This window comes from Actinoplanes sp. NPDC051861 (assembly GCF_040681145.1).
Classification (GTDB): domain Bacteria; phylum Actinomycetota; class Actinomycetes; order Mycobacteriales; family Micromonosporaceae; genus Actinoplanes.
The window spans coordinates 14,247-39,698 of sequence record NZ_JBFAYE010000037.1 but is presented as its reverse complement, the minus strand read 5'-3'; the positions used below and the strand labels follow the sequence as shown (position 1 = coordinate 39,698).

Here is a 25,452-nt window from a genome sequence, read left to right as displayed (position 1 = left end):
CCCTGGCGATCAACCGGATTTCCGGCAAGGTTCGGTCCCATGCCGGGACCCGACAGACGGATGTGGATCTGCGCGCGCTGCGGCGAGACGAACGTCGTCATGCCGGACAGCTGCGCGGTGTGCGATCACCCCCGGGAGCCCGAACGCGAGATCGAGCCGACCCGCTGGGACCCGCCACTACCCGAACCGTGGGACCCGCCGCACGAGGCCACCACGCCATGGGCGGCACCACCGGCCCGGTCCCGGCCGCCGTCACTCGCACCCGGATTCCGCTCCGGCCCACCACCCGCCCCGCGGAACGCCCCGCCCGCCCTGTCCGGCCCACCACCACGCACACCGTCCGGCCAGCCGGCGCGGGAAGGCCTGCCGGCTCGGGAAGGCCTGCCGGCTCGGGAAGGCCTGCCGGCGCGGGAAGGCCTGCCGCCTCGCGAGGGCCAGCCGACGCAGGGAGACCAGCCTGCATGGGGAGGCCCGCCGGCCCCGGCGTGGGACGGCCTGCTTCCGCCCGCTCGGGCGGGCTCGCCCCGCATGGCGCTCTCCGGCCCGCCGGAGCCGGAGGTCACCTGGATTCCGGAGCCCGCCGACCCGCCCGAGCCGCACCGCCGCAGCCGCCTGGTGCCCGCACTGCCGATCGCCGTCCTGGTCGCCGCCCTGGCCGCCGCCGGACTCCTGGCCGGCCCCCGGCTGCTCAGATCAGCCGACGACACCCCGGCCACCCAGAGCCCAGCCGCTGAGAGAGCCGAAAGCCAGGCCACACCCGAACGGACCATCCCCGCGCCCCGGCCGAGCCTCACCGAGAGCACCACCGGCCTGGTAGAGGTCGACCCGTCCGTCACACACACCCGGGCCGGCGCCGTGGCCGCGATGTTCGACACCTACTTCACCGGGATCAACACGAAGGACTACGCCACTGTCGCGCAGGTCTTCGACCCCTCCGGCGAACTCGACCCGGGCGACCCCGAGCAGATGGCGGCGTTCTCCGACGGCACTGCCACCGCCCGCGACTCCGACGTGGTGCTGCGGGAACTCGCCGACCGCGGCGACGGCCGCCTCTACGCCAACGTGACGTTCCGCAGCGAGCAGGAGGCCGGCGACGGTCCGGAGGGACGACCGGACGAGACCTGCACACGGTGGCGGGTCGGATACACCCTGAAACGCGGCGACACCGGTTACCGGATAGTGCGCGGCGACGGCGTCTCGGAACCGTGCTGACTTAGGCGTCCAGGACACGTTCCATGGCGGCCCGGGAGCGGCGGGTCAGCCTCAGATAGCGGTCGACGAACTCGCCCGGATCTCCGCCGCCCAGCAGGAGGACCGTGCCGGCCAGTTCGGCGCCGTGCCGGGGCAGTTGGTCGGTGGGGCGGCCGCGGACCAGGGTGAGCGCGTTGCGCACCTCGGCGGCCAGGGTCCAGCCGGTGGTCATCGCCTCGGCGTCGGCCTGTTCCACGAGGCCGGCGGTGAGTTCGGCGTCGAGGGCCTCCAGGGTGCTGGTGCGGCGCAGGTCCGGGTGCTCGTGTGCGTACCGGAGCTGCAGCAGCTGGACCGCCCACTCGACGTCGGCCAGGCCGCCTCGGCCCAGCTTCGTGTGGGTGTTCGGGTCCGCGCCGCGTGGCATGCGCTCGGTCTCCACCCGGGCCTTGATCCGCCGGATCTCGATGACCTGCTCGCGGGTGAGGCCGCCGGACGGGTAGCGGACCTCGTCGGCCAGTTTCTCGAAGTCGGTGCCGAGCGAGGCGTCGCCGCAGATGAACCGGGCCCGCAGCAGGGCCTGCGACTCCCACACCTTCGACCAGCGGGCGTAGTACTGCTGGTACGCCTGGAGGCTGCGGACCAGCGGGCCCTGCCGTCCCTCCGGGCGCAGGTCGGCGTCGACGCCGAGGGCCGGGTCGGGTGCGGGGGCCTGGAGCAGGCGGCGCAGTTCCTCGGCGATCGCGAGGGCCGCGGAGCTCGCGGAGCTGTCCGAGCCGCCCTGAGGTTCGTAGACGAAGAGCACGTCGGCGTCGGAGGGGTAGCTCATCTCGTACCCGCCGAGGCGGCCCATCCCGATGACCGCGAAGCGCAGCCCGTCCGGCGCCGGTTTGGCCCGGCGCGCGATCCGCAGGGCCGCGCCCAGCGTCGCGTCGGTGACGTCGGAGAGGGCCACGCCGATCTCGTTGATGTCGAGCGGCCGGTCCGGTGCCAGGTCGCCGCCGTGGCGCAGGATGTCCGCGCAGGCCAGCCGGAACAGTTCACGGCGGCGCAGCGCGCGGACCGCGGCCGTCGCCTTCACCGGGTCCGGGTGCCGGTCGCCGGCCGCCGCGAAGCCGTCCAGCAGCGACTCGCGCGGGCGGGGCCGCAACTCGCTGTCGTCGGCGAGCAGGCGCAGTGCCTCCGGGTCGCGGGTGAGCAGGTCGGTCGCGTACCGGGACAGGCTCAGCACCCGGGCCAGGCGCCGGGCCACCGGGCCGCCGTCGCGCAGCAGCCGCAAATACCACGGGGTGCTGCCGAGCTTGTCCGACACGTGCCGGTAGTTGAGCAGGCCGCGGTCCGGCTCGGGCGAGTCGGAGAAGTCCTGCAGCAGCATCGGGAGCAGGGTCCGCTGGATGGCCGCGGTCCGGGTCACCCCGCCGGTCAGCGCCTCCAGGTGCCGCAGCGCACCGGCCGGGTCCTCGAATCCGAGGATCTCCAGTCGCTTGCGGGCCGACTCCGGTGTCATCCGCAGTTCCTCGGCGGGCACCCGGGCGACCGCCTCCAGCAGCGGCTGGTAGAGCAGCTTCACGTGCAGCCGGCGGACGTTGGCGGCATGACCGACCCAGTCCGACCGGAACGCCTCCACCGCGTCGCGGCCGGGCATCGCGGTGTAGCCGAGCGCGGCCGCGAGCCAGCGCACTCCGTCCGGATCGTCGGGCACCGTGTGCGTACGCTTGAGGTGTTGAAGTTGAAGCCGGTGTTCGACGCCGCGCAAGAAACGGTATCCGCGCAACAACGTCTCGCCGTCCTGTCGCCCCACGTAACCGCCGGCGACCAGGGCGCGCAGCGCCGGGAGCGTGCCCGGCGCGCGCAACGTCTCGTCCACCCGGCCGTGCACGAGCTGGAGCAGCTGCACCGCGAACTCGATGTCGCGCAGCCCGCCCGGCCCCCGCTTGATCTCGCGGTCCAGCTCCTTCGGCGGCACGTTGTCGATGATCTTGCGGCGCATGTCGCGGACGTCGGCGACCGCCTCCGGGCGCTCCGCGGCGTGCCAGACCAGCGGCGCCAGATCGGCGATCCACTCGTGCGCGAGGGCCAGGTCGCCGGCCGCCGGGCGTGCCTTGAGCAGTGCCTGGAACTCCCAGGTGCGCGCCCAGCGCCGGTAGTAGGCCTGGTGGCTGGCGAGCGTGCGGACCAGCGGGCCACGGCTGCCCTCGGGGCGCAGGGCGGCGTCCACCGGCCAGGCGACCTGCCCGCAGATCTCGATGAGCCGGGCGGCGACCGTGGTGCCCGCGCTCAGGTCGTCGTCACCCGCCGCCACGAAGATCACGTCCACGTCGGAGACGTAGTTCAGCTCGTTGCCGCCGCACTTGCCCATCGCGACGACCGCCAGGCGTGGCTCCGGCGTCGCGGCCGGCAGGCCGGCCACCGCCATCGCGTAGGCGGCGGCCAGGGTCTCATCGGCGAGACGGGAGAGGGCGGCCATGGTGGGTTCCAGCCCTCTGCCGCCGGTCAGGTCGGCTGCCGCGATGCGCAAGAGCGAGATACGGTACGCCCGGCGCAGCTCGGGCACGGTCAGCGGCTCGTCCCGCTCCTCTTCGACGGCGAGGCGGCCCTCCGCGTCCGGTGGCATCCCGCTCTTGCTGGTGGCCAGCGTCTGCCACTCGTCCGGGTTGGCCACCAGGTGGTCTCCGAGCGTCGACGACGCGCCCAGGACCGCGACCAGCCGCCGGCGCAGGCCGTGGTCGGTGTGCAGCGCGCCGAGCAACTCGTCGGTGGCGGCGTTGACAACCAATGGCCCGCCGGGCGCCGGCCGGTTCCCGTTGGCCCGCTCGGCGGCCCGGCCGGCCGCGTCGACCAGGCGGTGCAGCTGGCGCAGCGCCAGGTTCGGATCGGCGGCCTTGGAGAGCGCGTCGATCAGCCCGGCCGCGGCCTCGTCCGCCGGACCCTGCGCCTCGGTGTCCCACAGTCGCAGCCCTTCCGGCCCGAGCAGGTCGGTGGCACGGGCGCCGTTGTCGGCGAAGCCGTATCGGGCGAGCCGGGTGGGCCTGGTCATCACTGCCCCAGCAGTGGCAGGGTCCGGCCGGCACCGGTGTTCGGGATGTCGGCGTCGGGCAGCGTGCCGAGCGCCAGCGAGGCGAAGCGTACGGCGAACGGCTGCCACACCTCCTCCACGTCGGCGAGCACACCCTCCACCGCGGCGGCCACCACCTCCGCGTCGTAGCCCAGCTCGTCCAGCTCCTCGGAACCGATCCGGGTCCACTCGGCGAACATCGCGGCGTCGCACTCGATGTGGAACTGCAGTCCCCAGGCCCGGTCGCCGATCCGGAACGCCTGATGCGGATACCGGCTGGAGGCGGCGAGCAGCACCGCGTTCAGCGGCAGCTCGGTGATCTCGTCGCGGTGCCACTGCACCACGTCGGGCAGCAGTGGCACCCACTTGAACAGCGGGTCGTTGTCGGCGGCGTCCCGCTTGCCGACCAGACCCGGCCCGATCTCCGGCCCGGCGGTGCTGCGCTCCACCAGCCCGCCGTGCGCGGCGGCCAGCAACTGCCCGCCCAGGCAGACGCCGAGGGTCGGCACCCGGTGCCGGACCGCCTTGCGCAGCAGCCCCTCGAGCGCGGGGAACCAGGGCGCGCCGGGGGTGCCCGCGGCGTCCGGGTAGGCGCTCTGATCACCGCCGAGCACGATCAGCGCGAGGAAGCCGTCCAGGCTCTCCGGCAGGGCCTCCCCCGCGTACGGCCGCAGGACGGTCACCTCCAGCCCGGCCTCGGCCAGCCAGTCCCCGAGGCGTCGGAGGTCGTCGGTCGGATCGTTCTGAATGACTAGTGCGGTGCCCACGTGTCGAGGCTACCGAAGTCTTTATTCGCTCGACGGCGTCGCTACGGTCGAGGGATGACGACCTTGCGCGGCCGCCTTCAGGCGGCGCTGCCGACCGCCATGAAAGCCCGCGACAAGCCGGCCGTGGCCGCCCTGCGCTCGGCCCTGGCCGCGATCGAGAACGCGGCCGCCGTGGCGCCGCGGGACGCGCCGCTCGGGCTGCCCGCCACCGGGCTCGGTGTGACCGAGGTGGCCCGCCGCGAGCAGGACGAGGCCGAGATCGAGCGGATCGTGCGGGCCGAGATCGACGAGCGCCTCGCCGCCGCCGGGGAGTACGACGGGCTCGGCCGCCCCGACGAGGCCGCCCGGCTGCGCGCCGAGGCGCGCGCGCTCGAAACGCAGTTGTCCTAGGCTTCCGGGCCATGACACAGGAGTCCCCCGGCATCCGGGTGTCCACGCTGGAGCTGTTCTTCGATCTGGTCTTCGTCTTCACCGTCACCCAGCTCGCCGACACGCTCGCCGACGATCTGACGCTGCGCGGTGTCGGCGACGTGGTGCTGATCCTGCTCGTGGTCTGGTGGATGTATTCGGGGTATGCCTGGCTCACCAACGCCGTGGCGCCCACCAACACGACCCGGCGCACGCTGCTGCTGGCCGGGATGGCCGGCTTCCTGGTGATGGCGCTGGCCATCCCGGAGGCGTTCGGGGAGTACGGCTGGATCTTCGGCGCCAGCTACCTGGTCGTCAACGTGGTCCACTCCGTCCTGTTCCTGCAGGCCGGTCCGGGCGCCGTGCGGATGATGCGCACCCTCGGCCCGCTGAACCTGTTCGCCGCCGCCCTGGTGCTGGCCGGCGGGTTCCTCCCGGAGCCGTGGCGGCATCTGTGCTGGATCGCGGCGCCGCTGGTGCAGATCGCCGGCGGCTACCTGCACGCCATCGAGATGCACTCGATCACCGCGGGTCACTTCGTCGAGCGGCACAGCCTCGTCATGATCATCGCGATCGGCGAGTCGATCATCGCGATCGGGCTGGGCTTCCGCGACGTGCACCTGGACGGCGGGGCGATCCTGGTCGCGGTCCTCGGGCTCTGCATCGCGTACTACCTGTGGTGGTGCTACTTCGCCGGCGACGACAAGCGCTCCGAGGAGGTCCTGGCGAACGCCGCCGACCCGCGCCGGCGGAGCCGGCTGGCACTCAACGCCTGGGGGTACGCGCACGTGCCGATGCTGCTCGGCATCGTCGTGTCAGCGGTCGGCATCAAGAAGACCGTCGGGCACGCCTTCGAGCCGCTGCACTGGGGACCGGCCCTGGCGCTCGGCGGCGGTGTCGCGGTCTACCTGCTCGGGCACGCCGTCTTCCTGCGGCTGCTGCGGCTGCCGGGCATCGTGTTCCGGGTGACGGCCGCCGTCGGGGTGCTGGCGACGGTGCCGCTCGGGCACGTGCTCGCGGTGGCACAGCTGGCCGCCGTCCCGATCATCATGGCCGCGTGCGCGATCGCCGAGGACTACCCGCGCATCCGGCGACTCGGCCCGACCGCGATCGGCGACTTCGGGCGCACGTCGAGCTGAGCGCGCGCCGCGTGCGAGGACGCGCGCGCCGCGTACGAAAAAGGCAGCGTGCGCAGGCGCACCCAGGTCTTGGATGCGCCTGTCGCGGCGGGACCGGTCAGGAGATGCAGGCGCAGACGATCAGGGCCGCGCCGAAGTGCGAGGCCGCGCTGACCATCGCGCCACCGTGCCGCTCCGGGGTGCAGATGACCTCGCCGAGCTTGCCCGGGGTCATCCAGTCGAGAACCAGGAAGGCCAGGCCCATGATGCCGATGCCGACCAGCCCGAACAGCAGAGTCGACGCGACGCCCTGGCCGAACGACTCGTAACTCGTGAAGATCGCCGTGAAGACGATGGCCGCGATGCCGAGCTGGTTGGCGGCCAGCAGCAACGAGGCGTTCGGGTTGCGCTCGGTCCAGATCAGGTCCCGCAGCTTGCCCGGAGTGAGCAGGTCGATCAGCACGTACCCCACGGCCATGAGTCCGATGCCGATCAGGCCGAACACGATGCTGCGTCCGGCGCCTTCCAGCAGATCTTGCAGCACAGCGTCTCCCTTGTCGTGATGTTCAGGTCAAGACCGTATCGGAGTCGATCTACCACGTCGATCGGACGTTGACCTGTCACTCCGACGCGCTGTGACAGTTTGCGGCCCCGCGGCGCTGTAACAGTGGAACCCGCATACCCCTCGGAGGTCGTGGATGGTGCCACCGGAGGACCTCGAAACCCTCGTGCGCTCGGCGCAGACCGGTGACGAGGAGGCATTCCGGCAGCTCTACCGCCTGCAGCAACCCGCGCTGCTGCGCTATCTGCGGGTGCTGGTCGGCGACGACGCGGAGGACGTCGCCTCCGAGGCCTGGCTGCAGATCGCCCGCGACCTCGGTACGTTCCGCGGCGACGCGGAGGGCTTCCGCGGCTGGACCGCGACGATCGCCCGGCACCGGGCCATGGACCTGCTGCGCGCGCAGCGGCGCCGGCCGCAGACGGGCGCGCCGATCGAGCAGCTCATCGAGGTGAGCGCGGACGACGACACCGCGAATCGGGCCGTGGAGCTGATGAGCACCGACGCGGCGATCGCCCTCATCGCGTCGCTGCCGCCGGAGATGGCCGAGGCGGTGATGCTGCGGGTCGTGGTCGGGCTGGACGCCACCAGCACCGGGAAGATCCTCGGCCGGCGCGCCGGTGCGGTGCGGACGGCCGCCTACCGCGGTCTGCGGCAGCTCGCCCAGCGCCTGGGCAAGAAGGAACCCGAGCAGCCTCCGCCGGTGCCGGTGACAACTTCGCGGGTCGCGGCGCTGAAGGAGATGAGATGAGCAGCCACCAGGGACGGAGTGCCATGAACCGGAGGACCGCGGAGAGTCTGCTGCGCGGCGACCGGTCCGCGCTGCCGGCCGGTGACCCGCTGACACAGCTCCTGGCCGCGGCGAAGGCGCCCGCCACGGCCGGCGAGCTGGCGGGCGAGGACGCGGCGATGGCCGCGTTCCGGGCTGCCGTCGACTCCCCAGCCACACCCACCCGGAGAGTTTCGATGATCAAGTTGACCCTGGCCAAGCTGCTGACGGTGAAGGTCGCCGCGATCGCGTTCGCGACCACCGCGACCGTCGGCGGCGTGGCACTCGCCTCCGCGACCGGCGCCCTGCCGAACCCGATCACCTCGGACAAGCCCTCGGCGTCGGCTTCGCCGTCCAAGCACGCCAAGCCCACGCCGGCCGGCTCGGCGGCGCCGCGCCCGTCGCGCTCCGGGCTGCCGCCGCGGCTGGCCGAGCTCTGCCAGGAGTTCGCCGGCAAGAGCGGGGAGAACCGCCGCCGGGCACTCGACGAGGACAGGTTCGCCGAGCTCGTGGAGCGGGCCGGCCGCAAGGACCGGGACCACGTCTACCGGTTCTGCGTGGACTTCGGCAAGCCGGACGTCCACCCGAGCGGGCAGCCCGAGTGGGGCGCCAAGCCCGGTCCCAAGCCGAGCGGCAGCGCCAAGCCGGGCAACGTCCGGCCCAGCGACAAGGGCGGGCCGAGCGGCAGCGCCAAGCCGAGCGACCGGCCCGGCGGCGACGACGACAAGGGACAGCCGCAGGGCTGACACAGACAGGCATCCGGTGGATCGGATCCAGGGGAACGGGCGGTCCACCGGATGCCCCCGAGGTCGGCTGTGCCCGGGGAAGTGCCCCTCCCCGGCGAGGCAGCCGAACCAGTCAGGCGGCGGTGGTCCGTGAGCTCCCCGCTACGGACCCCGCCGCCTGGCGTATGTCAGAGGGCCCCGAGGTAGCGCTGCCGCTCGTACGGCGTGACCTCGCGGCGGAACTGCTCCCACTCGGCCCGCTTGTTCCGCAGGAAGAAGTCGAAGACGTGCTCGCCGAGCACCTCGGCGATCAGCTCCGAGCCGGCCATCACCTCGATCGCCTCGGACAGGTTCTCCGGCAGAGCGTCGTACCCGGCGGCCTTGCGCTCGGCCGGCGACAGCGACCAGACGTCGTCCTCGGCACCCGGGGGCAGCTCGTAGCCCTCCTCGATGCCCTTCAGGCCGGCGCCGAGCATGACGGCAAAAGCAAGGTACGGATTGGCGGCGGAGTCGATCGACCGGACCTCGACGCGCGCCGAGTTGGGCTTGCCGAACGCGGGCACCCGGACCAGCGCCGACCGGTTCAGGTGGCCCCAGCTCACGAACGCCGGCGACTCGGTGATCCGGTCCGGCAGCTGCAGCGGGAACAGCCGCTTGTACGAGTTCACCCACTGGTTGGTGACGGCCGTGTACTCCCGCGCGTGCACCAGCAGACCGGCGATGAACGCCCGCGCCGTCTTGGACAGCTTCTGCGGGTCCTCGCTGTCGTAGAACGCGTTGCGCTCACCCTCGAACAGCGACAGGTGGGTGTGCATGCCGGAGCCGGGCTGATCGGTGTACGGCTTCGGCATGAAGGTGGCCCGCACGCCCTGCGAGAGCGCCACCTCCTTGACCACGTGCCGGAACGTCATGATGTTGTCGGCGGTGGTCAGCGCGTCCGCGTAGCGCAGGTCGATCTCCTGCTGGCCGGGCGCGACCTCGTGGTGGCTGAACTCCACCGAGATGCCGATCCGCTCCAGCGCCAGCACGGCCTGGCGGCGGAAGTCGCGCGCCACGGCGTGGGTGGTGTGGTCGAAGTAGCCGCCGGTGTCCACCGGGATCGGCACCGAGCCGTCCGCCGGCCCGTCCTGGATCAGGAAGAACTCGACCTCGGGGTGGGTGTAGAAGGTGAAGCCCTTCTCGGCGGCCCGGGCCAGGGCACGGCGCAGCACGTGGCGCGGATCGGCCCAGGCGGCGTTGCCGTCGGGCAGCAGGATGTCGCAGAACATCCGGGCGCTCTCGCCGCTCACCCCGCCCTCGAACGGGAAGACCTGGAAGGTGGTCGGGTCCGGCATGGCGACCATGTCCGACTCGTAGACCCGGGCGAAGCCCTCGATCGCCGAGCCGTCGATGCCGATGCCCTCCTCGAAGGCGGACTCCAGCTCGGCCGGGGCCACCGACACGCTCTTCAGCGTGCCGAGGACGTCGGTGAACCAGAGCCGGACAAAACGGATGTCGCGCTCCTCGAGCGTGCGAAGCACGAACTCCTGCTGTCGGTCCACTTCCACCCCTTGTCCCGATGCCTGCCTATCGAGCCGAGAGTACGCTGGCCGTCCCCTGTGACGTCGGCCCGGGTCAGGATCCAAACGGCTCCCGCGGGGGAACAATGAGGGGCATGCCAACGCTGCGCATCGCCCTCGCTCAGGTGAACTCGACAGTCGGTGACATTCCCGGCAACGCGGCCACGGTGCGCCGCTGGTCGCGGGAGGCGGCCGACGCGGGCGCGCACCTGGTCGCCTTTCCCGAGATGATGCTGACCGGCTACCCCATCGAGGACCTGGTCTTCCGGAACTCGTTCGTGGAGGCGTCCCGGCAGGCGCTGCGCACGCTCGCCGCCGACCTGGCTGCCGACGGGCTGGGCGAACTGGCCGTCGTGGTGGGTTACGTGGACGCCGACGGACCGCCGGCGATCAGCTCGGACGCGGAGCCCGGCACCGGGCGGCGGGACGCCTCGGCACTGCTCCACCGGGGCGAGGTCGCGGCCACCTACTACAAGCACCACCTGCCCAACTACGGCGTCTTCGACGAGGACCGCTACTTCGAGCCGGGCGACACGCTCACCGTGGTGCGGCTCGGTGACGTGGACGTGGCGCTCACGGTCTGCGAGGACATCTGGCAGGCGGGTGGGCCGTTCACGGCGGCCCGGCGCGCCGGGGTGGGGCTGGTGGTGAACATCAACGCCTCGCCGTACGAGTTGAACAAGGACGACGTGCGGCTGCGCCTGGTGAAGCGGCGCGCGGTGGAGGCGGGCGCCGCGGTGGCGTTCGTCAACATGATCGGCGGCCAGGACGAGCTGGTGTTCGACGGCGACTCGATGATCGTGAGCGCGGAGGGTGAGCTGCTGGCGCGGACCGGGCAGTTCACCTCCGAGCTGCTCGTCCACGACCTGGATCTGCCGGTCGCCGACGCCTCCCCCAACGTGCCGGGCTCGACAGATGCGACGGCGCCTGATGTTGAGCAGACAATCGATGACGACATGTCAGTCACCCGAGTCATCATAAATGCCGAAATTTCGGACAGAGCCGACGACCGCGACGGCGGCATCGCCGAGAGGATCGCCGACGAGGAGGAGATCTGGTCGGCCCTCACCATGGGCCTGCGCGACTACGTCGACAAGAACCGCTTCCCCTCCGTCATCCTCGGCCTCTCCGGCGGCATCGACTCCGCCGTCGTCGCCGCGATCGCCGTCGACGCCCTCGGCCCGGACCGTGTCGTCGGCGTCTCCCTGCCCAGCGGCTACTCCTCCGAGCACTCCAAGGACGACGCCGCCGACCTGGCCAAGCGCACCGGCCTCGACTACCGGGTCCAGCCGATCCAGCCGATGGTCGACGCGTTCCTGGCCAACATGTCGCTCTCCGGCCTGTCCGTGGAGAACCTGCAGGCCCGGGTGCGTGGTGTGATCCTCATGGCGCTCTCCAACCAGGAGGGCCACCTGGTGCTCACCACCGGCAACAAGAGCGAGCTGGCAGTCGGCTACTCCACGCTCTACGGCGACTCGGTGGGCGGTTTCAACCCGCTCAAGGACGTACCGAAGACGATGGTGTGGCAACTCGCCCGCTGGCGGAACACCCGGCCCGGCTCGCCGATCCCGGAGAACTCGATCACCAAGCCGCCGAGCGCCGAGCTGCGGCCGGGACAGAAGGACTCCGACTCCCTGCCGGACTACGACATCCTCGACCCGATCATCAGGGGCTACGTGGACCGGGATCTCGGCCGGGACGAGCTGATCGCGGCGGGCAACGACCCGGCGCTGGTCGACCGCACACTCCGCATGATCGACATCGCGGAGTACAAGCGCCGCCAGTCTGCACCGGGCACGAAGATCTCCGGTAAGGCCTTCGGCCGGGACCGCCGGCTGCCTATTACAAACTCGTTTCGAGAAGGTGTGAAAACCTCCACTGCCCCCTGACCGACGAGCGGTTCCCGGTGCCACTATGTGCGCACCCGGGGACCGCATCCGCGCGGCCTCGAGGGAGGAGACAACGGAAATGTCGGAAATCACCACGCTGTATGGCGGCCCGCCGACGCGCCGGGTCCGCACCCGCGATCTCATCAACGCGAAGGTCCGCGGCGACCGGTGGCCGATGCTCACGTCCTACGACATGTACACGGCTTCGATCTTCGACCAGTCCGGCGTACCGGTGCTGCTCGTCGGCGACTCCGCCGCGAACAACGTCTACGGCTACGAGACCACCGTCCAGGTCACCGTCGACGAGATGCTGCCGCTGGTCAAGGCCGTCGTCCGCGCCACCACACACTCGCTGATCGTCGGCGACCTGCCGTTCGGCTCCTACGAGGAGGGCCCCACGCAGGCCCTGCGCACCGCCGTCCGCTTCATGAAGGAGGGCGGCTGCCACGCCGTGAAACTCGAGGGCGGCCGCCGCATGGTTCCGCAGATCGAGGCGATCACCGGCGCCGGCATCCCGGTCATGGCGCACGTCGGCTTCACACCGCAGCGCGAGCACACCATCGGCGGCTACCGCGTCCAGGGCCGTGAGAACGAGGGTGCCGAGGTCATCTCCGACGCCCGGGCGGTCGCCGACGCGGGCGCGTTCGCCGTGGTCCTCGAGATGGTGCCGGGCGAGGTCTCCAAGCAGATCACCAAGGAACTGCCGATTCCCACTGTGGGCATCGGCGCCGGCCCGGACACCGACGCCCAGGTGCTGGTCTGGCAGGACATGGCGGGCCTGCGCACCGGTAAGGCGCCGCGCTTCGTGAAGCGTTACGCCGATCTCGCGACCACGCTCACCGACGCGACGCGGCAATTCGCGGCAGAGGTCCGGAGCGGCGAGTTCCCGGCCGCGGAGCACACCTTCTAAAACCTTCTACGGTACGTGTCACCGGCCGCCCCGGCTCCGAGAGGACGCCGGGGCGTTGCCGTCCCCGGCCCTGTGCCGCCCGCGCCGGGCGGAGCTGCCGCGTCACCGGTTCGGCGCTTCTCAAGGATATTCGAACCGGACATTTCGGGTGGCGGGGTCGGCCTCGGTCAGGCGAGCCTCGACACGCCGGCCGAGCGGCAGGTCGCCGGAGCAGCGGGCACGCACCGCCGGGTCGTCCAGGGCGACCGTGCCGCGCGGCCGGCCGTTGCCCTCGTCCCGATCGAGAACGGCCACCTCGAACGTCTCGCCGACCCGGTGCTCCAGCAGCACCGCCTCGGCCAGATCGATCGCACCGCGGTCGGCGGCCGACGCGACCCGGTCGGTGGTGGACATGGCCTTCGGCAGGCGCGGCAGGGCTTGCGCGGCCCAGGTGGGGATTGTGCTTTTCGCGTACACCGAAAGGCAGATCTCCGTCGCATAGCGGTCAGCGAGCCTCCGCAGCGGAGCCGTGACGTGCGCATAGGGCGCGCCCACCCCGCCATGGCCGGCATCCGCGGGCGGAGGCGCGTCAGCGCCGAAGGCCGTGTAACCCGCACCGCGCAGCAGATCCGCCGCCTGATCGAGGAACGCCGCACCGCGCGGGCTCGCCGGGTCGACGCCCGCCACCACCTCGCCGACCGAGGCACCCTCGGCCCACGCCACACCGAGCGACTCCGCCGCGAGCCGCAGCTTCTCCACCGCCTCCGGCTTCGGCGCCGGCATCGTCCGCAGCAGGCCGACCCCCGCGTCCAGCATGATCCGCGCCGCGGCCATGCCGGTGAGCAGCGAGATCTGGGCGTTGTGCTCCTCCACCGGCAGCGGCGCCCGCAGCACCAGCCGCCAGCCGTCGCCGTCCCGCTCGACCTCCTGCGACGGCAGCGGCAGGTTCACCGCACCCCGCTCGGCCGCCCGGCGCGCCAGCAGTGTGCCGATCTCCGGGAGCAGCGCCACCGGCTCCTCCGCCGTGCCCGCGTCGACCTGCCGCTGCACCCCGGCGTAGTCCAGTTTCGCCCGGCTCCGCACCCGCGCCCGCTCCAGCTCGACGGCGACCGTGGCGCCGTCCGCGTCCAGGTCGACGGTCCACACGACGGCCGCCCGGTCACCGCCCGGCAGCAGGCTCACCGCGTCCTCGCTCAGCACCGGCGGATGCAGCGGGATCCGGCCGTCCGGCAGATAGACGGTCTGCCCCCGCACCCAGCTCTCCGCCTCGATCGCCCCGCCCGGGCGCACATAGGACGCGACGTCGGCGATCGCGTACCGCACCCGATACCCACCGCCGGCCCGCCGGCTCAGATGCATGGCCTGATCAAGATCCCGCGACGTGGCCGGATCGATCGTCACGAACGGCACATCGGTGCGATCAGCCACCGGCAACGACGTCTCCCGCGCAACCCGCTCCGCCTCGGCGAGCACCGCCTCCGGAAACTCACCCGGCAGATCCAGCTCCCGCCGCAGCACCGAGAAATCGATCTGCGGCGCCAACACCACTTTGATCGGCACGGGTCATTCCTACCAGCGCGAGGCGGGCCACGCCTTCCGGCACGACCCGCCCCAGCGACCTTTACCTCTTACGCACCGCTACCTCTTACGCACCGCGGCGCTCTTCGCGGGGGTCCGAGCGTTGGCCCCCGAACTACGCCCCACCCGAGTCGCCTTGGCCGCGTTCCCCTCGGCCCGCCCCGGCTTGGCCACCACCGACTTGTTGGCTCCCCGCGCGCCGGCCCCCCGCACAGCCGGAACCGCCGCCGACTTGTTCGCCACCCGCTTGGCCGGAACCGCCTTGCCCGCCGCGACCGCCTTGCCCGCCGTAGCCGCCCTGCTCGCCGTGACCGCTTTGTTCGCCGTGGCCGACTTGCTCGCCGTGGCCGACTTGCTCGCCGTGACCGCTTTGTTCGCCGTGGCCGACTTGCTCGCCGTGGCCGACTTGCTCGCCGTGGCCGACTTGCTCGCCGTGACCGACTTGCTCGCCACGCGCTTCGCCGGAGCCGCGTTGTTGGCCGGCGCCGACTTGCTGGCCGCGCGCTTCGCCGGCGCCGACTTGCTCGCTGCCCGTTTTGCCGGAGCTTGCTTGGTCGCCACCCGCTTAGCTGTGTTCAGGGCACGTTTGGCCGTGACCGACGCGGTACCCACCTCCGCCGCCATCTCGGTAACCGCAGCCTCAGCCGCCCGAGCCGCCTTGCCGACCGCACTCCTGGCCGCCTCAACAGCCACCTTGGCCCGAGCCGTCTTGACAACCGCCCGCTCCTCAGCCACCCGAACCGCCCGAGCCCCACCACGCCCGACCCCCGCAGCCCTGGCCCCGGTCGCCTTGGTGGCCGCCCTGGCCGCAGGCGCCTTCACGGCCCGCCCACCCGTCGCCTTGGCCGCCACCTTCTTCGCCGGCGTCTTGGTCGCTGTGGCCTTGGTCGCCTTAGCCACCTTCTTGGCCGTCACCTTCGCAGCCCCAGCCGCCTTGCGCGCCGTAGCCGTGCCCGCCGCCTTCTTGGCAACAGTCGACTTCGCCGCAGTAGCCTTGGCCACACCACCCCTGGCCCCGGCCGTCTTCACCGCCGCCGTCTTGGCCGCAGTCTTCGCCGCCTTGGTCGCCGCAGTCTTGGCAGCAGTCACCTTTGTGGCTTTTGCGGCCTTCGCAGCCGCAGCCTTCGGCGCCGCAACCTTGCCCGCCACAGCCTTCCTGGTCGTGGCTTTCGCCGCCGTCGGCTTGGCGGCAGTGGACTTGGTCGCCGCAGCCTTGGTTGCCGTGGCCTTGGTTGCCGTGGCCTTCTTCGCCGTCGACCTGGTCGCCCCGGCCTTCGTGGCGGCCGCCTTGCTCGCCGTGGACTTCGCCGCAGTTGCCTTGCTCGCCGTGGACTTCGCCGCGGTTGCCTTGCCGGCTGTTGCCTTGGTGCCGGCCATCTTCGCGGTCGTCGTCTTCGTTGCCGCCTTGGTAGCGGTCGACTTCGACGGTGCGGCCTTCATGCCGGCGGTCTTCGTGCCGGTCGGCTTCACCGGGGTTGCCTTTGTGGCCGCCGCGCGTGAGCCGACCGCCTTCGTCGCCGTAACCTTGGGCGCGCCGGCCTTCGAACCGACGGACTTGCGGGCTGTCGCCCTCTTCGCCGTTGTACCCGTCGACCTCGTGGCAGCCTGTTCCGCAGTCGTGGCCTTGGCGGCAGCTGCCTTCCGGGTCGCCGACGCCTTCTGAGCCGGCGCCTTCTGGGCCGCTGGTGCCTTTCGGGCCGCCTGCGCCTTCCGTGCCGCAGGTGCCTTCTTAGCCGCCGGTGCCTTCTCGGCCGCTGCCGTCTTCCGCGCCGCTGAGGCTTTCTGAGCCGGTGACGCCTTCTGAGCCGGTGACGCCTTCTGAGCCGGTGACGCCTTCTGAGCCGGTGACGCCTTCTGAGCCGGTGACGCCTTCTGAGCCGCTGATGCCGTCCGCGCCGCCGACGCCTTCTGAGGTGCTGGCGCCGTCCGCGCCGGCGCCTTCTGGGTCGCTGACGCCTTCCGCGCCGCTGGAGCCTTTCGGGCGGGCGTTCGCTTTGTGGTGGTAGCGCGTGCCCGGGAACGTCCAGCGCCGACGGCCATCGCCGCTCGGGCCTCTGATTCTGCTTCGTCGGCTACGGTCTCCGCCGCTCGGGCCGCGGTGCCTGCTGCCATCGCCGCGGTGCCGGCGGCCAGCGCCGCGCTCTCCGCCGCTTTCGCCGCCGCACCGGCCGCGTGCGCCGCGTCTCCCGCGGCCTCGGCGGCGCTCTCGGTTACTTCCGCGGCGGTCTCGGTCGCCTGAATCGCGGTCTCCGCCGCCCCGGATCCGATGCCCGCCGCCCTGGCTGCGGTCTGATCCACCCGGGGTGCCTTGATCACCTTGACCGGCGCGCGGCGAACCCCGGCGGCACCCGCGACCGTCTCCGCGGAGGCCGTCTCGATCGGTGCCGGTACTCCGGTGCTCCGACTGACCAGCATGGTGTCGGGTTCGGCGCGAGTCATGTCAGCACCGGGTACTCGTGCGACGCCCACCGCGACCGCCGGATCGCCCTCGTCGGCGGCGGGTCCGCTGAACACCAGCCCGAACTGGCCACCGGACTGGGTGTCGTCCTCGTCCTCGGCGCCGAGCGCTTCGAGGTCCGGCCGGTCCGCTCCCCACTGGTCCGAGTCCCGCTCGGGCTGGGCCGGACCGCGATCCGGCGGGAACCAGCCACCCACGAACGGCACGTCCGCGACCGAGCTGGCGTCTACCGCCCCGGTCTCGTCCACGTCGTCGGTGGAGATCGTGATGTGTGACTTCGGCACATTACTCATGGCCGCCGCCACCCGCCGCGACCGCCCGGCCGGAACCGCGCTCCTCGCCGCCGCAGCCCCGGAACGAGCCCTAGGCGCAGCAGCCTTACCCGCCGCCCTCGGCGCAGCAGCCTTGCCCGCCGTCCTCGGCGCAGCAGCCTTACCCGCGGCCTTCGACACGGCGGCGCCACCCCGCACGCCGGCCACCTTGGCAGACCCACGGCCCGCCTGTGCCGGCACAACTGCTTTGCCCGCCCGAGCAGCCTTACCCACCACGGCCTTGCTCGCCGCAGTCTTCACCGTGGCCCTACTCGGCGCGGCCTTCGTCGCCCTGGCCTTCGCCGCCGTCACCTTCGACGCGGCCTTACTCGTCGCGGCCTTGCTCGTCGCAGCCTTGCGAACCACGGCCTTGGTCGGCACAGCAGCCTTGGTCGAGGTCCTGCCCACCTTCGCCGCCGCGGTCCGCGTCCCAGCCGTCTTGGAGGCGACCGTCTTCGCAGCCTTCGTCGCCTTCGCGGGAACCGGAGCCGTCACCGACGGGGCTGCCTTCGACCGCGTCGTCTTCGTAGCCGCCGCCACGCGCTTGCCCGTCGCCTTCGCGGGTCCCGCCGGCGTGCGCGGCTTCACCACCGCACCGGCCCGCTTGCTAGCCGATCGCGTCGCGGCGACGGGTTCGACAGTCCTACCCCGAGCGATCCTAGGAGCGGGCGCCGCCTTCTTCGCCGCCGCCGTCTTCGAGGTCACGCCCCGAACGGCCTTCGCAGCCGGAACAGTCTTCGCCGCAACAGCCTTACCCGCGCCGCGAGCCGGTGCCTTGGACGCCGCCGACTTGGAGACGGTCGCCCTGGATGCCGCCGCCTTGGACGCCGCCGATTTGGAGACGGTCACCCTGGATGCCGCCGCCTTGGACGTCGCTCTCGAGCCGGCCACCTTGGACACGACAGGTTTGGACACGGGCTTCGCCGCCGCCGCCGCCCTGGACGTGACGGAAGCCTTGGCGGGAGCGCCCCGGCCACCGTTCTTCGGCGCGGCGGACTTGCGGGCGGGGGTGGTCGTGGACGCGCGTCCGCTCGTACCCAATGATGTGTTTTTAGTCTTTGAGGCCGCGCCGGAGGCAGCGGGTCTCGCCGAAGCCCTCTTGGAAGCGGGCATCGAGGCAGCGGGCATCGAGGTGTTCCTCCTTGCGAATGACTGCGGGCACGTCCGCGCCTGGAGATGGCCGGAATCCAGCACCGGGCGTTAGCTGGCCTCCCCTGTCCAGCGGGCGTCCTCGGCATCCCACTCGGCATTGCGCTTCTCGACGGTCTCGAGTGCCCGCGTCGCTTCGTCAGCCGTGGCGTAGGGACCGAGCCGGTACTGAGCCGGGCACACGTCGTCCCCGCTCTCCACCCGGTGGTCGCGGAGGCACCAGAAGTACCCTGCTCCGCCGAGCCCACTGTCGTTCATTCCATCACTGTGCCGCTAAAACCGGCCAAGCGCTACCGATTCGGGCAAAAACTCCCAGATTTCCATTGTGGAACAGTCTAGAAACGACAAAACCGCCCCGGCCGATACGGCCGGGGCGGTGGTGAAACGGAAGGATCAGGCGAGTTCGGCGGCGACCAGCTCGGCGATCTGCACGGCGTTGAGGGCCGCACCCTTGCGCAGGTTGTCGTTCGAGATGAAGAACGCCAGGCCGTTCTCGGCGGTGGAGTCGGCGCGGAACCGGCCCACGTAGGACGGGTCGCGGCCGGCCGCCTGCAGCGGGGTCGGCACGTCGGAGAGCTCCACACCGGGCGCGGTGGCGAGCAGCTCGCGGGCCTGCTCGGGCGAGATCGGCCGGGCGAAGCGAGCGTTGACCTGGATCGAGTGACCGGTGAAGACCGGAACACGTACGCAAGTGCCGGAGACCAGCAGGTCCGGAAGGTCCAGGATCTTGCGGCTCTCGTTGCGGAGCTTCTGCTCCTCGTCGGTCTCCGCGCTGCCGTCGTCGACGAACGAGCCGGCCTGCGGGATGACGTTGAACGCGATCGGCTTCGGGAAGACGCGGGACTCGGGGAACTCCACGGCGGACCCGTCGTGGGTCAGCTCGGTCGCGCGGTCCGCCACCTTCTTGATCTGCTCGTCGAGCTCGGCCACACCGGCCAGGCCCGCGCCGCCGACCGCCTGGTAGGTGGTGGCGATGAAGGAGACCAGGCCGGCCGCGTCGTGCAGCGGGCGCAGCACCGGCATCGCGGCCATCGTGGTGCAGTTCGGGTTGGCGATGATGCCCTTGGGGCGAGTCTTCGCGGCGTCCGGGTTCACCTCGGCCACGACGAGCGGGACGCCGGGGTCCATCCGCCAGGCGGAGGAGTTGTCGACGACGACCGCGCCGGCCTCGGCGACGCGAGGACCATACTCCTTCGAGCCGCCCTTGCCGGCGGAGAAGAGCACGATGTCCAGGCCGCGGTAGTCGGCCGTGGCGGCGTCCTCGACGGTCACCTCGCCGTCACCCCACGGGAGGGTGCGGCCCGCGCTGCGAGCGGATGCGAAGAGCCGGAGCTCAGAAACAGGGAACTGGCGCTCGGCCAGGATGCGGCGCATGACGCCACCGACCTGTCCCGTCGCGCCGACGATGCCGATCCTCATGGGCACCAAAATACGGCCTGAACTGCGAACCAAGAAATCTTGTTGTTCAAGATGTGGGAACAGTGTCTCACATTTGAGGAACAGGGGTCTAGCTTCGAGGACATGGCGACGTACACACACGGGCACCACGAGTCGGTCTTGCGCTCACACCGGTGGCGCACCGCAGAGAATTCGGCGGCGTACCTGTTGCCGCATCTTTCCTCCGGAATCTCCCTGCTGGACGTCGGATGCGGTCCGGGCACCATCACCGCCGACCTGGCGAACCTGGTCGCACCGGGCCGGGTCACCGCGCTGGAGCAGACGCCGGACGCCCTCGAGCTGGCTCGGACACAGATAGATCTGGCGAACGTGGACTTCGCCGTCGGTGACGTGCACGCGCTCGACTTCCCCGACGACACCTTCGACGTGGTGCACGCCCACCAGGTGCTGCAGCACGTCGCCGACCCGGTCGCCGCGCTGCGCGAGATGCGCCGGGTGGCCAGGCCGGGTGGCGTGGTCGCCGCGCGGGACAGCGACTACGCGGCCTTCACCTGGTTCCCGGTGCTGCCCGAGCTGGACGAGTGGCTGGCGCTGTATCAGCGGGTGGCCCGCGGCAACGGCGGCGAGCCGGACGCCGGGCGGCGGATGCTGTCGTGGGCCCGAGCGGCCGGTTTCACCGACGTGACCGCGACCGCCAGCGTGTGGTGCTTCGCGGACGCGGAGGACCGCGAGTGGTGGGGCGGCATGTGGGAGCAGCGGGTCCTCGAGTCGGAGATGGCGGCCACCGCCCTGCGGACCGGGGCGGCGACCGAGGCGGATCTCCGGCGGATCTCGGCCGGGTGGCGGCGCTGGGCCGACGACGAGGACGGCTGGCTGATCATCCCGCACGGGGAGATCGTCTGCAGGGCCTAGTCCTGTCCCACGGGTCAGGGCTAGGAGGGCGGGCGGAACGCCCAGTGCCACGACTCACGGGGCACGTTCTCGACGAAGCCGTAGTCCCCGGCGTGCTTGCGCATCCAGTTCAGCGCCTTGCCGTTCAGATCGAGGTCGGTCGCCATGCCCCACCCGTGCTCACTGGTGCCGGGCTTGGCGGCCAGACCGCCCTGTGAGTAGAGACCCTTGCGGCGGGCCAGGTCGACCTGCTCGGCGTACGGGCGGTACGAGTCGGTGATCCCGATCGTCACGCCGCCCCGCTTGGCGTCCTCGATCATCCGGTTCAGGTTCTCGGCGGCCGGCGCCCACAGCTTGTGGTTGGTGTTGCCGACCTGCGCGAGGGCGGTCTCCGGGATCCGGCCGTTGCCGTACGCGGCCAGGTCGACCGGGATGCCCTTGGCGTTCAGCTTGTAGGACTGGTCCGCCGAGGCAACGGCACTCCTCAACTGGCTCGCGAAGCTGGCGCCGCTGGCAGAGGTGGAACCGGCGCTGCTGGTGGTGCTCGTCGTCGTGGCCTGCCGCGTCTGCAGCGCGATGATCCGGCTCTGGATGTCGGCGATGCGTGCGTTCACTCCCTCGATTCCCACGCCATCTCGTTCGGCGTGCCCGGGGAAAACTGAGGCCGGAGGACGGAAAACTCTAAGCCGCCACGGTCGCCGGTTGAGACAGGTGCAGATCGAGCTCGGATGTCCGATTACGCCTGTTCGGCATGATGTTGGTGACGAGCACGATCAGGCAGCCGATCGACGCGTACAGGGCGAGCACGGTCAGGTGGCCACCGATCGGGGCGTCCGGGAAGTAGAGGTTGTCGCGGACCGCCTGCACGCCCGCACCGGTGGGCAGGTGCTCGCCGAGCCGCCGCCCGAACGTGGGAAGGAACTCCGGCAGGATGCTGGCACCGGAGATCACCGTGCCGATCGTGAAATAGAAGGCGCCGACGAGCGCTCCGGCGGGCCCGATCAGGGCGACCGCGCCGGCCGTCGAGCCGGTCACCGCGAGCGAGATCAGCGAGAAGATGCAGAGCATCTCCATATGTGCGGCACCCTCACCGACACCGAACCAGGTCATCGACCAGAGGACCGCGGCGGCGGAGCCGACCGCATAGACGATCAGAGTGGCCAGGTGGGCGACACCACGCTTCCAAGATCTTCGGGTACGCGGAATCAAGCGCCCGAGTCCCATCGAGGCGATCGTCCCGCCCAACGAGAGTGCCTGCGTCAGAAAACCGAGTGAGACGCCGTTCACGTCGTCCGCCGGCAACGGCACCACATCGGTGACCCGGGGCGCCGCGACCAGTTCCCGGGCCTGACCGACGGTGATCTCGTCGAGCTGCTGGAGCCGGCTGTCCTTCTGCTGCTGCAGGACGCTGTTGTAGGTGGAGCGCAGCAGCGACGCGGCCGACGCACCGGCGGCGCTCGCCACGTAGAGCATCGGCTGCGCCCCGGTGAGGTCGACGCCGCCGTACACCTCGCGTTCCCGGATCGCGCGGGTGAGCGCGTCCGCCGAGGTGTAGTCGTCGACCTTGAACGCGCCGCCCTCCTCCAGCATCGCCGTGACCTGGGCGCGTTGCTCACTCCCGGCGATCAGGCCGACCGGCAGGTCGTGCGGTGCCGCCCGGTGTCCCATGCCCAGGTAGTACGCGGTGAGCAGCAGCTGCACCAGCACCCCGACGACGCAGACGGCGAGGGCGAAGCGCCGGAACTGGCGTACCGAACTGATCTGGTTCTCCTCGGCCACGGTTTCGAGCCTCGCCGACTCGGCCGCGGATTGCGGGCGATTCAGCCCAGATCGGCCGGATTCGTGTTGGCTCCGCAGAGCAGGACGACGACCCGCTCCCCCGGCTCCGGCCGGTACGCACCGCAGAGCAGCGCCGCCTGGGCCGCCGCGGTGCCGTGCTCGACCACGATCCGGTAGTCGTCCCAGAGACGGCTCCGGGCGTCCACGATCGCCTCGTCGGGCACCAGCACCGACGTTATCCCGGCGTCGGCGGCCAGCTCGTACGCGATCCGCCCGGCCCGCCGGGCACCGAGCGAGTCCGCCGCCACTCCGGACACCGGCACGTCCACCGGCTCACCCGCCTCCAGCGCCGCGTTGAGCGCCCGCGACGTCGCCGGCTCCACCGCCACGATCCGCGCCCGGTCCCGCAGTGCCGCGATCACACCCGCGACCAGTCCGCCGCCGCCGACCGCCACGAGCACGGTGTCGAACCCGCTCGGGATCTGCTCGATCAGCTCCAGCCCGAGGGTGCCGTTGCCCGCGACCATCGCCGGGTCGTCGTACGCGTGGCAGAACAGCGCACCCGTCTCCTCGGCCCGTACGGTCGCCGCCGCGTACGCCTCCGCGTACTCGTTCCCGGCCTGCACCACCCGCGCGCCCAGCTTGCCGAGCTTCGCCACCTTGACCGGCGGTGCCGTGACCGGGACGTAGACCTCGGCCGCCACACCAAGCTCCCGCGCCGCGAAAGCGGCCGCCAGGCCCGCGTTGCCACCGGAGGCCGCGATGATCCCGGCGGGCGGCAGAGCACCGCGCTCGGCACCCGCGAGGATCTGGTTCACCATGCCACGGGTCTTGAACGACCCGGCGTGCTGCAGGTACTCGAGCTTGAACCATAGGTCCGGCCCCGCGGCCGCGACCGGGGTCCGCCGGATCCGCCCGTCGATGCGACGAGCCGCGTCCTCCACCTCGGTTGACTTGATCATTGAACGAGCCTAGGCGACGGACCAGCTCACCCGGCTGGAAGGGACGGGTAACCGCTCGCCCACCATGCGCGCGAGATCGAGTAATCGGTTGGAGAAGCCCCACTCGTTGTCGAACCAGCCGCGCACCTTCACGCCGCCGTCGGCGGTGGCCTGCGTGCCGGACGGGTCGAACAGGCAGGAGGCCGGATTGTTCTTCACGTCGATCGACACGGTGGGGTCCGGGTCGTACGCCAGGATCCCCCGCAGCGGCCCGGCCGCCGCCTCCGCCATGGCCCGGTTGACGTCCTCGGCGGTCACCGGCCGGTCGGTCAGGCCGGAGAGCTCGGCGAGCGAGCCGACCGGCGTCGGTACGCAGTAGTAGCTGTACCGCATCTCGCCGATCTCCGGCAGCGCCACCCGCACCAGGTCACCGACCACGTAGTTGTGCGGGATGATGCTCTCCGCGGTGGCCCGGCCGAGCCGCGGGTCGTCACGCGACGTGCCGACCACCGAGTCCTGCACCCGCTGCCAGCCCTGGGTGGCCAGCATCACCGAGGTGTTCACCGAGCGCAGGCCGAATCGGTCGAGCAGCACCTTGGCCATCACGGTGAGGGCGTTGACCCCGCACGAGGCCGGCGAGACCACGTCGTGCGCGGCCGGGTTGTAGCTCAGATGGTTGGCACCGAAGACGAGGAACGCGTCCGGGTCGTCGGCCGAGGCACTGATCACGACCTTGCGCGCGCCGCCGTGGGTGATGTGGGTACGCGCCGTCGTGCCGGCCCGGAACCGCCCGGTGGCCTCGATGACCACGTCCACGCCCTCGTCGGCCCAGGGGATCCGTTCCGGGCGTTCCTGGCGATAGGCCCGGATCGCGTGGTCGTTCACCACCAGGTAATCCCCGCGAGCGGTCACGGTGCCCGGGAAGGCGCCCCGAATGCTGTCGCGGCGCAGGCCGTACGCCAGTTTCTCCGGCGAGGCGATGTCGTTCACCGCGGCGATCTCCACACCCGGATTGGGCACGGACGCGACGATCCGGGTCAAACTTCGGCCGATACGCCCGAGTCCGTTGATCCCGATCGTGACAGTCATCGAGCGCTCCTCGACTCCGGATGCTTTGTCAGCATTTCCCCCGTGACCAGGTCGCCCCGTTTCCGCAAGGGTCCACCCCCCGTCACGACTTCGACACTATGAGTTGTGCAAGTTGCACGTCAACGGACGACATTCTCACACCACCCCAGTGATCGGCATCGAAGCCCGGAAGGCACTGTGGACGACCTTCCGGCATGCTGTGGACGTGCCCATATTCGTCTCTCACGCTGTCCCGGACGGGCCATGGGCACAGTGGATCGCCCGGGAACTCCGGGCCGCCGGCCACACCGTCCATGTCGACCCGGTGGACGCCGACTTCGCCCAGCGGATACCAACCGCGCTTTCCGGCAGTGACCCTGTCATCGTGTTGTTCTCCGCCGAACACCCCGGCACCGACGCCGACTGGGCCCGGGCACTGGAGCCACCCACACCCACCGAACGCCTGATCGTTCTCGGTCTCGACGGCGTCATCCCTCCGCCCCGGCTGTGCGTGGCGACATTCCGGACATTGCACGGTCTGGAGGAAGAGGATGCCCTGGATCTGCTGCTGAGTCTCGTCGGTGGGCCCCGGACTCACCCGAACGGGTGGACAACCGGCCGGTAAGGATTCGAATCGGCACGGGGTTGGTAAGCCGCGGCGTGCAGATTGACGACGGTGCACGGGTTCGCCGCCGCCTTGCACAGCTGGCCGGCCCGGCGGCGGATGGCGGCACCTTCGCCGCCGGGTCACCCAACATCCGCACGTTCCACCGCGGGGCCGCCCACTCCCGCGCGTTTCCGCCGTCGAGCCTGCCCACTCCCGCGTGTTTCCGCCGTCGAGCCAGTCCACTCCCGCGCGTTTCCGCCGTCGAGCCAGTCCACTCCCGCGCGTTTCCGCCGTCGAGCCAGTCCACTCCCGCGCGTTTCCGCCGTCGAGCCAGTCCACTCCCGCG

At 71.3% G+C, this 25,452-nt stretch carries 24 protein-coding genes; 12 read left to right on the top strand and 12 right to left on the bottom strand.

Translation table 11 applies throughout. From position 1 onward, the window contains the following. Nucleotides 1-39 precede the first annotated feature (39 nt). Nucleotides 40-1,212, top strand: coding sequence for a hypothetical protein (locus tag AB0M02_RS46140; protein ID WP_364238884.1), 1,173 nt, complete (start codon nucleotides 40-42; stop codon nucleotides 1,210-1,212). A 1-nt stretch (nucleotide 1,213) separates the two neighbouring features. On the opposite strand, the gene AB0M02_RS46135 is transcribed toward AB0M02_RS46140, so the two are convergent. Then, complete coding sequence (locus tag AB0M02_RS46135; protein ID WP_364238883.1) at nucleotides 1,214-4,225, bottom strand: bifunctional [glutamine synthetase] adenylyltransferase/[glutamine synthetase]-adenylyl-L-tyrosine phosphorylase; 3,012 nt, start codon at nucleotides 4,223-4,225, stop codon at nucleotides 1,214-1,216. Next, nucleotides 4,225-5,010: a type 1 glutamine amidotransferase gene (locus tag AB0M02_RS46130; protein WP_364238882.1), complete on the bottom strand. Its 786-nt coding sequence runs from the start codon at nucleotides 5,008-5,010 to the stop codon at nucleotides 4,225-4,227. Before AB0M02_RS46130 ends, AB0M02_RS46135 begins: the two co-directional genes overlap by 1 nt. A gap of 54 nt (nucleotides 5,011-5,064) precedes the next feature. Between AB0M02_RS46130 and AB0M02_RS46125 the strand changes: the two genes are divergently transcribed. Both AB0M02_RS46125 and AB0M02_RS46120 read left to right on the top strand, forming a co-directional pair. After that, nucleotides 5,065-5,400, top strand: a complete 336-nt coding sequence (locus AB0M02_RS46125) for a hypothetical protein (protein WP_364238881.1) — start codon at nucleotides 5,065-5,067, stop codon at nucleotides 5,398-5,400. Between the two features lie 11 nt (nucleotides 5,401-5,411). Continuing rightward, nucleotides 5,412-6,557: a low temperature requirement protein A gene (locus AB0M02_RS46120; protein ID WP_364238880.1), complete on the top strand. Its 1,146-nt coding sequence runs from the start codon at nucleotides 5,412-5,414 to the stop codon at nucleotides 6,555-6,557. 97 nt (nucleotides 6,558-6,654) lie between these two features. Here AB0M02_RS46120 and AB0M02_RS46115 read toward each other — a convergent pair whose 3' ends face one another. Continuing rightward, nucleotides 6,655-7,080: a DUF350 domain-containing protein gene (locus AB0M02_RS46115; RefSeq protein WP_364238879.1), complete on the bottom strand. Its 426-nt coding sequence runs from the start codon at nucleotides 7,078-7,080 to the stop codon at nucleotides 6,655-6,657. Nucleotides 7,081-7,234: 154 nt separating this feature from the next. Here AB0M02_RS46115 and AB0M02_RS46110 point away from each other — a divergent pair, with 154 nt between their 5' ends. Then, nucleotides 7,235-7,846, top strand: a complete 612-nt coding sequence (locus tag AB0M02_RS46110; RefSeq protein WP_364238878.1) for an RNA polymerase sigma factor — start codon at nucleotides 7,235-7,237, stop codon at nucleotides 7,844-7,846. After that, nucleotides 7,843-8,610: a hypothetical protein gene (locus AB0M02_RS46105; RefSeq protein WP_364238877.1), complete on the top strand. Its 768-nt coding sequence runs from the start codon at nucleotides 7,843-7,845 to the stop codon at nucleotides 8,608-8,610. Before AB0M02_RS46110 ends, AB0M02_RS46105 begins: the two co-directional genes overlap by 4 nt. Nucleotides 8,611-8,777: 167 nt before the next feature. Here AB0M02_RS46105 and glnA read toward each other — a convergent pair whose 3' ends face one another. Continuing rightward, entirely contained in the window at nucleotides 8,778-10,130 is a 1,353-nt protein-coding gene (glnA, locus tag AB0M02_RS46100) for a type I glutamate--ammonia ligase (protein WP_364238876.1), read from the bottom strand. A 113-nt stretch (nucleotides 10,131-10,243) separates the two neighbouring features. On the opposite strand from glnA, the gene AB0M02_RS46095 reads away from it, so the two are divergent. Together AB0M02_RS46095 and panB are read left to right on the top strand one after the other, a co-directional pair. Beyond that, entirely contained in the window at nucleotides 10,244-12,037 is a 1,794-nt protein-coding gene (locus AB0M02_RS46095; RefSeq protein ID WP_364238875.1) for an NAD+ synthase, read from the top strand. A gap of 79 nt (nucleotides 12,038-12,116) precedes the next feature. After that, nucleotides 12,117-12,947 carry a 3-methyl-2-oxobutanoate hydroxymethyltransferase gene (gene panB, locus AB0M02_RS46090; protein WP_364238874.1) on the top strand — a complete coding sequence of 277 codons (831 nt, stop codon included), beginning with the start codon at nucleotides 12,117-12,119 and terminating at the stop codon, nucleotides 12,945-12,947. A gap of 120 nt (nucleotides 12,948-13,067) precedes the next feature. Here the strand turns inward: panB and AB0M02_RS46085 are convergent, their stop codons facing one another. Next, the gene (locus tag AB0M02_RS46085) at nucleotides 13,068-14,486 is read right to left on the bottom strand and encodes an RNB domain-containing ribonuclease (RefSeq protein WP_364238873.1); all 1,419 of its coding nucleotides are present in this window, start codon (nucleotides 14,484-14,486) and stop codon (nucleotides 13,068-13,070) included. Nucleotides 14,487-14,564: 78 nt separating this feature from the next. Beyond that, nucleotides 14,565-15,239 carry a hypothetical protein gene (locus AB0M02_RS46080; RefSeq protein ID WP_364238872.1) on the bottom strand — a complete coding sequence of 225 codons (675 nt, stop codon included), beginning with the start codon at nucleotides 15,237-15,239 and terminating at the stop codon, nucleotides 14,565-14,567. Between the two features lie 58 nt (nucleotides 15,240-15,297). Between AB0M02_RS46080 and AB0M02_RS46075 the strand changes: the two genes are divergently transcribed. The 3 genes from AB0M02_RS46075 to AB0M02_RS46065 all read left to right on the top strand — a co-directional run bounded on the left by AB0M02_RS46075 (nucleotide 15,298) and on the right by AB0M02_RS46065 (nucleotide 18,477). Continuing rightward, nucleotides 15,298-16,167: a hypothetical protein gene (locus AB0M02_RS46075; RefSeq protein ID WP_364238871.1), complete on the top strand. Its 870-nt coding sequence runs from the start codon at nucleotides 15,298-15,300 to the stop codon at nucleotides 16,165-16,167. Between the two features lie 435 nt (nucleotides 16,168-16,602). Next, nucleotides 16,603-16,743 (top strand): hypothetical protein, encoded by a 141-nt coding sequence (locus tag AB0M02_RS46070; RefSeq protein WP_364238870.1) that lies wholly within the window; start codon nucleotides 16,603-16,605, stop codon nucleotides 16,741-16,743. Nucleotides 16,744-17,514: 771 nt separating this feature from the next. Then, nucleotides 17,515-18,477: a hypothetical protein gene (locus tag AB0M02_RS46065; RefSeq protein ID WP_364238869.1), complete on the top strand. Its 963-nt coding sequence runs from the start codon at nucleotides 17,515-17,517 to the stop codon at nucleotides 18,475-18,477. Here the strand turns inward: AB0M02_RS46065 and AB0M02_RS46060 are convergent. Continuing rightward, nucleotides 18,474-18,680: a hypothetical protein gene (locus tag AB0M02_RS46060; RefSeq protein WP_106316737.1), complete on the bottom strand. Its 207-nt coding sequence runs from the start codon at nucleotides 18,678-18,680 to the stop codon at nucleotides 18,474-18,476. The two genes, AB0M02_RS46065 and AB0M02_RS46060, sit on opposite strands and share 4 nt — an antisense overlap. 135 nt (nucleotides 18,681-18,815) lie before the next feature. Beyond that, entirely contained in the window at nucleotides 18,816-19,841 is a 1,026-nt protein-coding gene (locus AB0M02_RS46055) for an aspartate-semialdehyde dehydrogenase (protein WP_364238868.1), read from the bottom strand. Between the two features lie 102 nt (nucleotides 19,842-19,943). Here AB0M02_RS46055 and AB0M02_RS46050 point away from each other — a divergent pair, with 102 nt between their 5' ends. Continuing rightward, nucleotides 19,944-20,732: a methyltransferase domain-containing protein gene (locus AB0M02_RS46050; protein WP_364238867.1), complete on the top strand. Its 789-nt coding sequence runs from the start codon at nucleotides 19,944-19,946 to the stop codon at nucleotides 20,730-20,732. Nucleotides 20,733-20,752: 20 nt separating this feature from the next. Here the strand turns inward: AB0M02_RS46050 and AB0M02_RS46045 are convergent, their stop codons facing one another. Genes AB0M02_RS46045 through AB0M02_RS46030 form a run of 4 tightly spaced genes read right to left on the bottom strand, consistent with a single transcriptional unit; the run spans nucleotide 20,753 to nucleotide 24,520 of the window. Continuing rightward, nucleotides 20,753-21,340 (bottom strand): M15 family metallopeptidase, encoded by a 588-nt coding sequence (locus AB0M02_RS46045; RefSeq protein WP_364238866.1) that lies wholly within the window; start codon nucleotides 21,338-21,340, stop codon nucleotides 20,753-20,755. A 52-nt stretch (nucleotides 21,341-21,392) separates the two neighbouring features. Then, nucleotides 21,393-22,490, bottom strand: coding sequence for an ABC transporter permease (locus AB0M02_RS46040; RefSeq protein ID WP_364238865.1), 1,098 nt, complete (start codon nucleotides 22,488-22,490; stop codon nucleotides 21,393-21,395). A 41-nt stretch (nucleotides 22,491-22,531) separates the two neighbouring features. Continuing rightward, a complete protein-coding gene (locus AB0M02_RS46035; protein ID WP_364238864.1) occupies nucleotides 22,532-23,452 on the bottom strand; it encodes a serine/threonine dehydratase in 921 nt (306 codons plus the stop codon). Nucleotides 23,453-23,461: 9 nt separating this feature from the next. After that, nucleotides 23,462-24,520 carry a type I glyceraldehyde-3-phosphate dehydrogenase gene (locus AB0M02_RS46030; RefSeq protein WP_364238863.1) on the bottom strand — a complete coding sequence of 353 codons (1,059 nt, stop codon included), beginning with the start codon at nucleotides 24,518-24,520 and terminating at the stop codon, nucleotides 23,462-23,464. A 205-nt stretch (nucleotides 24,521-24,725) separates the two neighbouring features. Here AB0M02_RS46030 and AB0M02_RS46025 point away from each other — a divergent pair, with 205 nt between their 5' ends. After that, nucleotides 24,726-25,124: a toll/interleukin-1 receptor domain-containing protein gene (locus AB0M02_RS46025; protein ID WP_364238862.1), complete on the top strand. Its 399-nt coding sequence runs from the start codon at nucleotides 24,726-24,728 to the stop codon at nucleotides 25,122-25,124. Nucleotides 25,125-25,452: the final 328 nt, after the last annotated feature.

Excerpts from the sequence above, each read along its gene's own strand:
- AB0M02_RS46140 (WP_364238884.1), top strand. The coding sequence starts at position 40 with ATGCCGGGACCCGACAGACGGATGTGGATCTGCGCGCGCTGCGGCGAG.
- AB0M02_RS46135 (WP_364238883.1), bottom strand. The coding sequence starts at position 4,225 with ATGACCAGGCCCACCCGGCTCGCCCGATACGGCTTCGCCGACAACGGC.
- AB0M02_RS46125 (WP_364238881.1), top strand. The coding sequence starts at position 5,065 with ATGACGACCTTGCGCGGCCGCCTTCAGGCGGCGCTGCCGACCGCCATG.
- AB0M02_RS46120 (WP_364238880.1), top strand. The coding sequence starts at position 5,412 with ATGACACAGGAGTCCCCCGGCATCCGGGTGTCCACGCTGGAGCTGTTC.
- AB0M02_RS46110 (WP_364238878.1), top strand. The coding sequence starts at position 7,235 with ATGGTGCCACCGGAGGACCTCGAAACCCTCGTGCGCTCGGCGCAGACC.
- AB0M02_RS46105 (WP_364238877.1), top strand. The coding sequence starts at position 7,843 with ATGAGCAGCCACCAGGGACGGAGTGCCATGAACCGGAGGACCGCGGAG.
- AB0M02_RS46095 (WP_364238875.1), top strand. The coding sequence starts at position 10,244 with ATGCCAACGCTGCGCATCGCCCTCGCTCAGGTGAACTCGACAGTCGGT.
- panB (WP_364238874.1), top strand. The coding sequence starts at position 12,117 with ATGTCGGAAATCACCACGCTGTATGGCGGCCCGCCGACGCGCCGGGTC.
- AB0M02_RS46060 (WP_106316737.1), bottom strand. The coding sequence starts at position 18,680 with ATGAACGACAGTGGGCTCGGCGGAGCAGGGTACTTCTGGTGCCTCCGC.
- AB0M02_RS46055 (WP_364238868.1), bottom strand. The coding sequence starts at position 19,841 with ATGAGGATCGGCATCGTCGGCGCGACGGGACAGGTCGGTGGCGTCATG.
- AB0M02_RS46050 (WP_364238867.1), top strand. The coding sequence starts at position 19,944 with ATGGCGACGTACACACACGGGCACCACGAGTCGGTCTTGCGCTCACAC.
- AB0M02_RS46035 (WP_364238864.1), bottom strand. The coding sequence starts at position 23,452 with ATGATCAAGTCAACCGAGGTGGAGGACGCGGCTCGTCGCATCGACGGG.
- AB0M02_RS46030 (WP_364238863.1), bottom strand. The coding sequence starts at position 24,520 with ATGACTGTCACGATCGGGATCAACGGACTCGGGCGTATCGGCCGAAGT.